We start from the raw sequence: 8,242 nt of genomic DNA on the forward strand, positions 1-8,242 counted from the left end.
GGCGGGCGTACGGGGAGTGGGGAAGAGGAAGAGGTCTAGGGGCTGTTTCAAAGTCGGCGCCCGTGGCGAGCGGCGTCCAGGTGCGTGCCTCGCGGGGGCGGAGGAGGGAGTCGACCTGGTTGGGTCGGCGACCGAAGACAACCTCGCGAGGTGCGTGCCTGGGCGCCGCGCAGTAGGGCAGTTGACTTTGAAACAGCCCCTAGCGGTGGCTGGGCAGGGCGCAGACGGTGTCGAGGCCCAGGACGTGGTTGAGGCGGCCGAAGGCGAGCCAGGAGCCGAGGCACATCGAGAGCTCGACGATCTCGAGCTGGGAGTAGCAGGCCGACATGCGGTCCCAGAAGTCGTCCTCGTCGAGGTTGTGGTGGTCGAGGGTGTAGCGCTCGGCGTACTCGGCGGCCAGGCGGGTGCGGTCGTCGAAGCGGTCGGTCGTGCGCCACTCCTCGACGGCGGCGGCGAACTCCTCCTCGACCTTCTCGCCGTCGCGGTCGGTGCGCCAGTCGAGGCAGAAGATGCAGCCGTTGATCTGGGCGACGCGCAGCCGGGCGGCCTCGAACTCGCGCAGGCCCAGCGTGGTGTGGGCGTACACGGAGAGGGAGAAGTTGGCGGCGGCGATGCCGATGCCCGGGACCATTTCGCCCCAGACGTACTCGATCGCGTCCTTGCCTTCGGGGATGTCGATGTTCATCTACTTCTTCTTTCCGAGCTTGCCGACGGCGGGACGGAGGGGGACGTCGAGGGCGTCGTAGAGCCCCGGTTCGGCCTCGACGAGCCAGTCGATGGCGCTGACCAGGCGGCCGACGGCGGTGGCGTTGCCGCCTCCGGCGCGGTTGCCCTCCTCGTCGGTGGCCTCGACCGAGACCTCGATGCGCGGGTTCCCCTCGATGATGACCCGGTGGGCCCCGTCGCCGGTGGGCGGCATCGGCCAGTCGGTCGCGCAGGAGGCGTGGATGCGGGTGACGTGCTCGATGACGATGAGCGGCTCGCCGTCGACGATGCCCTGCACCTCGAAGCGGAGCGCGCCCTGGGTGCCGGCCTCGAACTCGCCCATCAGCTTGGTCGTGACGGTCTCGTCGAGCTCGCGCCGCAGGACGGTCTCGCGGATCTCCTCGATCTCGACGCCCAGCGCGCGGGCCATCAGCCGGATCTGCCCGCCCCACACCATGGTCGGGACGGTCGCGGCGATCATCGGCGCGTCGTAGTCCATCGGCTGGCCCATGCCGACCAGGTAGCGGACGGAGTCCTCCTGGTCGTAGGTCGTGTAGTCGAAGATCTCCTGGCAGCGGATGACGTCGATCTCGCTGCCCAGGCCGCTGATCAGCAGCGGCAGGACGTCGTTGCCCCAGCCGGGGTCGACGCCCGAGACGAACAGTGAGCCGCCGCCCTCGGCGATCGCGGCCAGGACCGGCTCGCGCATCTCGGCGGGGGCGTTGCTCTGGTCGTAGAGCGCGTACATCGACGGCGTGACGACCACGGCGCCCGCCCTGATCGCACGGTTGCAGTCGGCGAGCGCGTCGTCGGGCCGGATCTCTCCGGAGGCCGCGTACACGACGGCCTGCGGACCCGCCGCGAGGACGGCCTCGATGTCGTCCGTCGCCGCGACGCCCAGCTCACGCCCGAGCCCGGCGAGGTCGCCCGCGTCGCGGCCGACCTTGTCGGGGTTGTGGACGATCACGGCCGTGAGTTTCAGCGCCGGGTGGGCCTCGACGGCGCGGATGGCCAGCCGGCCGACGTTGCCGGTGCCCCAGACAATCGTGGAAATCATGCCCGGAGCGTAGCAAGCGCTTGGTTCGGTGCCTAGGTCCGGTTCGTGACCGTTCCATCGCCGAGCGTCTACCAGATGGACGCAATGTGAGTTGGTGAAACGGGTGTGTGATCGGTCACAAATTACCGCTTGGTAACCGTGGCTTAATTCGGCTGCAACATGTAGAACATGTTCTCATTCCGTCGAGAGTGAGGAACGTCACATGAGTGACACCACCATGCCCGGCACCGAGTCGGGACGCGTTTCGCGTCGTGGATTCGTCGCTGGAACAGGTTCTATCCTGGGCCTCGGAGTCGTCGCCAGCGCAGGTCTCGCCACCCGCGCGGCCGCCGCCCCCGGCCCGGCGATCGCCAACGGGGCGACCGTCCCGGTGCTCGTGATCGGCACCGGCTACGGAGGCTCCGTCGCCGCTCTGCGCCTCGCGCAGGCCGGCATCAACGTCGAGATGGTCGAGATGGGCCTCGACTGGAGCACGCTCCCGCCGATGACCGGAGTGGGCGAGGGCAACGTCTTCTGCCGGTCCTCGCAGCCCGGCGCGCGCGCCTACTGGCTGCGGACCAAGTCCAAGGCCCCGGTGAGCAACTTCTTCTCGTTCCCGATCGACTCGGAGATCAGCAAGTTCACCGGCATCCTCGACGCCGAGGAGTTCGCCGGGATCACCGTCTACCAGGGCCGCGGCGTCGGCGGCGGCTCGCTGGTCAACGGCGGCATGGCCGTCACTCCGAAGCGCGAGCGGTTCGCCTCGATCCTCCCGTCGGTCAACGCCGACGAGATGTACAACACCTACTACCCGCGCGCCAACGCCAACCTCGGCGTCGGCAACATCCGCCAGGCCTGGTTCGACACCGCGGAGTGCTACCAGTACTCCCGCGTCGGCCGTAAGCACGCCCAGCGCTCCGGCTTCAACTGGACCTTCGTCCCGGACGTCTACGACTGGAACTACATGGAGGCCGAGCAGGCGGGAACCGTCAAGCGGTCCGCCCTCGACACCCAGGTCCTGTACGGCAACGACGCCGGCAAGAAGTCCCTGCCCAAGACCTACATCGCCCAGGCGCTCGCCACGGGCAAGGTCAACATCAGCACGCTCCACCGCGTCACCAACATCACCACCGCGACCGGCGGCTACCGGGTGACGATCGAGGAGATCAACACCAGCGGCGACGTCGTCGCGACCAAGAACGTCACCGCGGGCAAGGTGTTCTGCGCGGCGGGCTCGGTCGGCACCAGCAAGCTGCTGGTGAAGATGAAGGCGACCGGCCAGCTCCCGAACCTCAACGGCGAGGTCGGCAAGGGCTGGGGCGACAACGGCAACGTCATGGTCGCCCGCGCCAACCACCTGTGGGACCCGACCGGCAAGCTGCAGTCCACGATCCCGTGCTCGGGCATCGACAACTGGGAGGCGGGCGGCGCGTTCGCCGAGGTCACCCCGCTGCCGGTCGGCATCGAGACCTACGCCTCGATGTACCTGGCCGTCACCAACACCCAGTACCGGGCGCAGTTCACCTGGAACGCCTCCACCGGCAAGGTGGACCTCTCCTGGCAGACCGCCTGGAAGCAGGACTCCATCAACAAGGCCAAGACGATCTTCGACAAGATCAACCAGAAGGAGGGGACGATCTACCGGACCGACCTCTTCGGCGGCAGCAAGCAGTGGCAGGACGGCCTGACCTACCACCCGCTCGGCGGTGTGGTGATCGACAAGGCGACCGACAACTACGGACGCGTCGCGGGCTACACCGGCCTGTACGCCATCGACGCCTCGCTCCTTCCGAACGGCATCTCCTGCAACCCGTTCGTGACGATCACCGCGCTCGCAGAACGCAACATCGAGAAGATCATCGCCACCGACCTGTAGCGATGTGACCTGATGTCGTTGCCGGCCACGGGCGCGTGTGGCCGGACCACAACCCACCTCCCGGCACGGCTGGAACACCGGACCCCGGTGATTCGTTCATCGCCCGTGACCACCAGCGAAGCGACGCGGCCCCGCTCCCTCCGGCCGCTCCTCGTGACCTCGATCCTCCTGACCGTCGTGGCCCTCCTCGTCGGAGTGCCGTGGTGGACGCTCGTGGCGTCCCCCCACTGGCCGGCCCCGGTCCTCCTCCCCGCCTCGGCCCTGTTCGCCGCCGTCGCCGTCGCGCTCCCCCTGCTCATGTTCCTCGGGCACGCCCGCGGCCGGGGGGACTCCCTGACGATCGTCGCCGACGTGCTGCTCGGCGTGGTCTGGGTGCTGTTCACCTGGTCCGTGATCGGGAACGTCCTGCGTCTCGTCCTGTCCGCCCGGATCGTCGCCGTGGGCGTCCTCGCCGTCTCCGTGGTCCTGCTGGCCTGGGGATTCCACGAGGCGATGCGGGTGCCGCGCGTCCGGGAGGTGCCGATCACCCTCCCGAGGCTCGGCCCCGGCCTGGACGGCACCCGCGTGGTCCTGCTCACCGACACCCACTACGGCCCCATCGACCGCTCCCGCTGGTCTCGGGGGGTCACCAAGGTCGTCAACTCGCTCGGCGCCGACATCGTCTGCCACACCGGCGACATCGCCGACGGCACCGTCGACCAGCGCAGGGAGCAGTCCGCCCCGCTGGGCGAGGTCGAGGCCGGGCTCGCCCGCGTCTACGTCACCGGCAACCACGAGTACTACGGCGACGCCCTCGGCTGGCTCGCCCGCATGGACGAGCTCGGCTGGACCCTGCTGCACAACACCCACGTGATCGTCGAGCGCGGCGGCGACCGCCTGGTCCTGGCGGGCATCGACGACGCCACCGCCCACCACTCGGGCCACCCCGGCCACCGCGCCGACCTGGACGTCGCCCTCACCGGCGCCGATCCCGAGCTTCCGGTGCTCCTGCTGGCCCACCAGCCCAAGCAGATCGGCAAGGCCGAGGCCGCGGGCGTCGACCTCCAGCTCTCCGGCCACACCCACGGCGGTCAGATGTGGCCGTTCACCCATCTCGTCAAGATCGACCAGCCGTCCGTCCAGGGGCTGGAGCGCCGCACCGAGCGCACGCAGCTCTACACCAGCCGCGGCACCGGCTTCTGGGGCCCGCCGTTCCGCGTCTTCGCTCCGAGCGAGATCACCCTCATCACCCTGCGCTCCCCCGCCTCCTGACCCCCGGCCCGCCACCCCGCTGAGAGAAAAGTCCGCGCGCGGAGCGAAAGCGGATCCCCGATCGGCGAACCATGGGTGAGGGCCGACAAGGGAGCGAGCGGATGACGGATGGCGCATCATGACGGGCGCGGGGCCGTGAACACGGGCCGCGAGACGGACGCCTCGCTGGCCGCCGCGGTCCGCGAGGACCCCGACCGGTTCACCGACGTCTACGACCGGTACTTCGACGTCGTCCACGGCTACATCGCCGGGCGGCTCGACACCCAGGCCGCCGACGACCTCGCCGCGGAGACGTTCACGCTGGCGTTCCTGCACCGGGACCGGTTCGATCCCGCGCTCGGGGCCCTGCGCCCCTGGCTGCTGGGCATCGCGACCAACATCATCGCCCGGCACCGCAGGGCCGAGGCCCGCCGCTACCGGGCGCTGGCCCGATCGGCGGGTCCCGACGTCCAGGACGGCCACGAGTCCCGGGTCGTCGCGTCGGTGGCGGCGAAGGATCTCCAGCCGCGGCTGGCCGGGGCGCTGGCCGCCCTGTCGGCCAAGGAGCGCGACGTCGTGCTGCTGATGGCGCTCGGCGAGCTCAGCCACGAGGAGATCGGCCAGGCCCTCGGCATCCCCTACGGGACCGTCGGGTCCCGGCTCAACCGGGCGCGGGGAAAGCTCCGCGCCGCACTGGAGGAAGAGGACTGATGGACGAGCTCCACGCGCTCAAGGACCTGCTGGCCAGGCCCGCCGCCGCCCAGGCCGTCAAGGACGAGGGCCGGCACCGGCTGCGGAACACCATGCTCAGAGGCCCGGCGCCCAAGCGGCGGCGGACCCGCCTGTTCGCCGGGGGCCTGACCGTGACGGCCGCGGGCCTCGCGACGGTCGTCGCGCTGGTCGGCGGCGGATCACCGGCCGAGCGGGAGGCCGCGCCGAACGGCCCGCCCCTGCCCGCGCCGGTGCTGATGTCGGGATCGGAGGTCCTGACGAACGCCGCGACGGCCGTGGGACGGCAGCCGTCCGAGGGCGCCTACTGGCGGATCTCCAGCACGGGGGTCGTCGCCAGGAGCGCGACCGGCCGCGGCTACGACGTCGTCCAGAAGATGAAGCAGACGTTCTGGCTGTCGACCTCGCCCGGCGGGAAGAGCTGGACGGTCTCCCAGTACCTCGGATTCGTCCCGGCGACCGAGGCCGACGCCGCGAAGTGGAGGGCCGACGGCTCGCCGGAGAGCTGGCGGCTGGAGCACAAGGACCCCCGCTGCCCGAAGGGGCGGTGCGCGGTCCAGATCCTCAGCACCAAGCCGCAACCGGTGGTGACGCGGGCGTTCGGCGGGAAGGGCGTCGTCGGCGAGCTCGCCGGCCTCCCGATCACCATCGCCCAGGTCCGGGCCCTGCCGACCGATCCCGCGAAGCTCAAGGCGGCCATCGCCCGCAGGCTCCCCGGGGCCAAGGGCAGGTTCCTGGACATGCTCGCCTTCGAGAACGGCATGCAGCTGATCATGAATCTGCCGGTCTCGTCCGGGGTCCGTGCCGCCACCTACCGGATGATGGCCGCGCTGCCCGGCGTCAGGTCGCTGGGCGAGGCCACCGACCAGCTCGGCCGCAAGGGACACGCCGTTACCATGGGCGCCGACGGCAGCAAGAAGGTCCTCCACCGAGTGATCATCGATCCGTCGACCGGGCTGCCCCTCGCGACGGAGATGTTCACCCCCGCCGACGGCACCGTCCTCAACGACACCACGGTCACCGCCGCGGGCTGGACCGACGACCGCCCGGATCTGTCCCGGCCCTAGGCGTCCCCAGGGCGTGTCCACGGCACGCCCTGGGCCGCCTTGGCGGTCTCCACGAAGCGCCTGATCAGGTCGGGGCTCTTGACGCCCCGGCTGATCTCGACGCCGCTGGAGACGTCCACGCCCCAGGGGCGGGTGGCGCGGACCGCCTCCGCGACGTTGCCGGGGGTGAGGCCGCCGGCGAGGAGCCACTTCCGGCCATGGCCGGGGGCCTTCCACTCCCAGGCGACGCCCTCTCCGGGGACGGGGGCGTCGAGGAGGAGGAGGTCCTCGCCCATGGCGCCGTGGTCGACGACCTCGCCGGACGCCCGGATCAGCACATGGCCGGGGAAGGCCTCGTAGAAGGAGCGCGGCTCGTCGCCGTGGAACTGCACCGCCCGCACGCCCGACGCCTCGACCAGGGAGCGGACCTCCTCCAGCGGCTGCCGGCGGAACACCCCGACCGTCAGCACGGACGCGGGCACCCGGGCCGCCAGCTCCCGCGCCAGGTCCTGGCCGACCAGCCTCGGCGAGGGGGCGAAAACGAAACCGACGGCGTCCGCCCCGGCGGCCACGGCGGCGTCGACGTCCTCAGCGGTCCGCAGACCGCACACCTTCACGAACACCTGCGCAGCGTATCCCCGCGACCCGGCACGGCCGTCACCGCGACCGGCAGAGGGCGGCCAGCGGCGGCGTGGGGGCGAGGCACGGGGGCGAGCCGACGCGGGTCAGCAGGGCCCGGGCGCGGGGGCCGCTCAGATAGGTGAGGAAGGCCGAGACCGGGGTGCCGTTGGCGGGGAAGCCGTAGGTGTAGAAGACCTCGGGGGCGTTGAACGGGTACTCGCCGGGTGCGGTGCCGGGGCGGCGGCCGTCCAGGGCGATGACGCGGACGCCCGGGTAGCGGGCGGTGTCGGCGGCGAGGTGGAGTTCGGCGTAGCCGATCGCGCCCGGCGTCCTGTCGACCAGGTCGAGGACCTGGCCCTGGCTGCTGCGCTCGCAGCGGACGATCCGGGCCGCCGCGCGGAGGTCGTCCTTGCGCAGGCAGTCCCGGGAGGACAGGCCGGGTTCCGCGCCCTGGAGCACCCGCTCCTCGAAGATCGTCCGGGTGCCGGAGCCCTCGGTCCTGCTGACCAGGCGGATCGGCAGGGACGCGCCGCCGCGCACCCGCTTCCAGTCGGCCGGGCCGTCCGCCCCCGCGTAGATGGCGCGCAGGGTCTGGACGGGCAGGTCGGTGACGCCGGTGTCCTTGTTGACGATCACGGCGTAGGCGAGCAGGGAGACGGGGAAGCCCTGGAAGCCGCGGAGCCCGACCTCGTCGGAGTCGGGGCGCAGATGTCCGTCGTGCATGGCGATCGTCGAGCCCGCGCCCTTGGCGGTCAGCGCCCGGACGCCCTCGTTGGAGCCCGTCGCGTCCACCTCGACGGTCGCCGCGCCGCACAGCGCCTCGTAGTCCGCGCGCAGCGCCTCGGCGGTCCGCTCGAACGCGGTCGAGCCGAGCAGGCGGAGCGTCCCGTCGAAGCACTCGGGGGCGGGGCCGCCCGCGAGCAGGCGGCCGCCCAGCGCCCCGGCGGCGAAGACCACGACCGCGGCGGCCGCCGCAGCGGTCCGCCCGAAGCGCGGGCG

The 8,242-nt window shown here is 71.5% G+C and carries 8 protein-coding genes; 4 read left to right on the top strand and 4 right to left on the bottom strand.

Annotation, left to right across the window (positions count from 1 at the left end):
• Positions 1-199 precede the first annotated feature (199 nt).
• Together ABD785_RS39390 and ABD785_RS39395 are read right to left on the bottom strand one after the other, a co-directional pair.
• The gene (locus ABD785_RS39390; RefSeq protein WP_344839432.1) at positions 200-685 is read right to left on the bottom strand and encodes a carboxymuconolactone decarboxylase family protein; all 486 of its coding nucleotides are present in this window, start codon (positions 683-685) and stop codon (positions 200-202) included.
• Positions 686-1,762, bottom strand: coding sequence for an NAD(P)H-dependent amine dehydrogenase family protein (locus ABD785_RS39395; RefSeq protein ID WP_344839435.1), 1,077 nt, complete (start codon positions 1,760-1,762; stop codon positions 686-688).
• A 202-nt stretch (positions 1,763-1,964) separates the two neighbouring features.
• Here ABD785_RS39395 and ABD785_RS39400 point away from each other — a divergent pair, with 202 nt between their 5' ends.
• From ABD785_RS39400 to ABD785_RS39415, 4 genes are all read left to right on the top strand, one after another.
• Complete coding sequence (locus ABD785_RS39400; protein WP_344839440.1) at positions 1,965-3,617, top strand: GMC oxidoreductase; 1,653 nt, start codon at positions 1,965-1,967, stop codon at positions 3,615-3,617.
• Between the two features lie 105 nt (positions 3,618-3,722).
• Positions 3,723-4,868, top strand: a complete 1,146-nt coding sequence (locus ABD785_RS39405; RefSeq protein ID WP_344839445.1) for a metallophosphoesterase — start codon at positions 3,723-3,725, stop codon at positions 4,866-4,868.
• 108 nt (positions 4,869-4,976) lie between these two features.
• Positions 4,977-5,558: an RNA polymerase sigma factor gene (locus ABD785_RS39410; protein WP_344839449.1), complete on the top strand. Its 582-nt coding sequence runs from the start codon at positions 4,977-4,979 to the stop codon at positions 5,556-5,558.
• Positions 5,558-6,643, top strand: a complete 1,086-nt coding sequence (locus ABD785_RS39415; RefSeq protein WP_344839451.1) for a CU044_5270 family protein — start codon at positions 5,558-5,560, stop codon at positions 6,641-6,643. The genes ABD785_RS39410 and ABD785_RS39415 overlap by 1 nt, the downstream gene beginning before the upstream one ends.
• On the opposite strand, the gene ABD785_RS39420 is transcribed toward ABD785_RS39415, so the two are convergent.
• Positions 6,640-7,245, bottom strand: a complete 606-nt coding sequence (locus ABD785_RS39420; RefSeq protein WP_344839454.1) for a phosphoribosylanthranilate isomerase — start codon at positions 7,243-7,245, stop codon at positions 6,640-6,642. The two genes, ABD785_RS39415 and ABD785_RS39420, sit on opposite strands and share 4 nt — an antisense overlap.
• 34 nt (positions 7,246-7,279) lie before the next feature.
• Positions 7,280-8,242, bottom strand: a 963-nt coding sequence (locus ABD785_RS39425; RefSeq protein ID WP_344839458.1) for a substrate-binding domain-containing protein, incomplete at its 5' end; no start/stop codon positions are given.

It is taken from the genome of Actinocorallia longicatena, from assembly GCF_039534125.1.
Lineage (GTDB): Bacteria > Actinomycetota > Actinomycetes > Streptosporangiales > Streptosporangiaceae > Actinocorallia > Actinocorallia longicatena.

Coding starts and splice junctions, on each gene's coding strand:
- ABD785_RS39390 (WP_344839432.1), bottom strand. CDS start 685: ATGAACATCGACATCCCCGAAGGCAAGGACGCGATCGAGTACGTCTGG.
- ABD785_RS39395 (WP_344839435.1), bottom strand. CDS start 1,762: ATGATTTCCACGATTGTCTGGGGCACCGGCAACGTCGGCCGGCTGGCC.
- ABD785_RS39400 (WP_344839440.1), top strand. CDS start 1,965: ATGAGTGACACCACCATGCCCGGCACCGAGTCGGGACGCGTTTCGCGT.
- ABD785_RS39410 (WP_344839449.1), top strand. CDS start 4,977: ATGGCGCATCATGACGGGCGCGGGGCCGTGAACACGGGCCGCGAGACG.
- ABD785_RS39415 (WP_344839451.1), top strand. CDS start 5,558: ATGGACGAGCTCCACGCGCTCAAGGACCTGCTGGCCAGGCCCGCCGCC.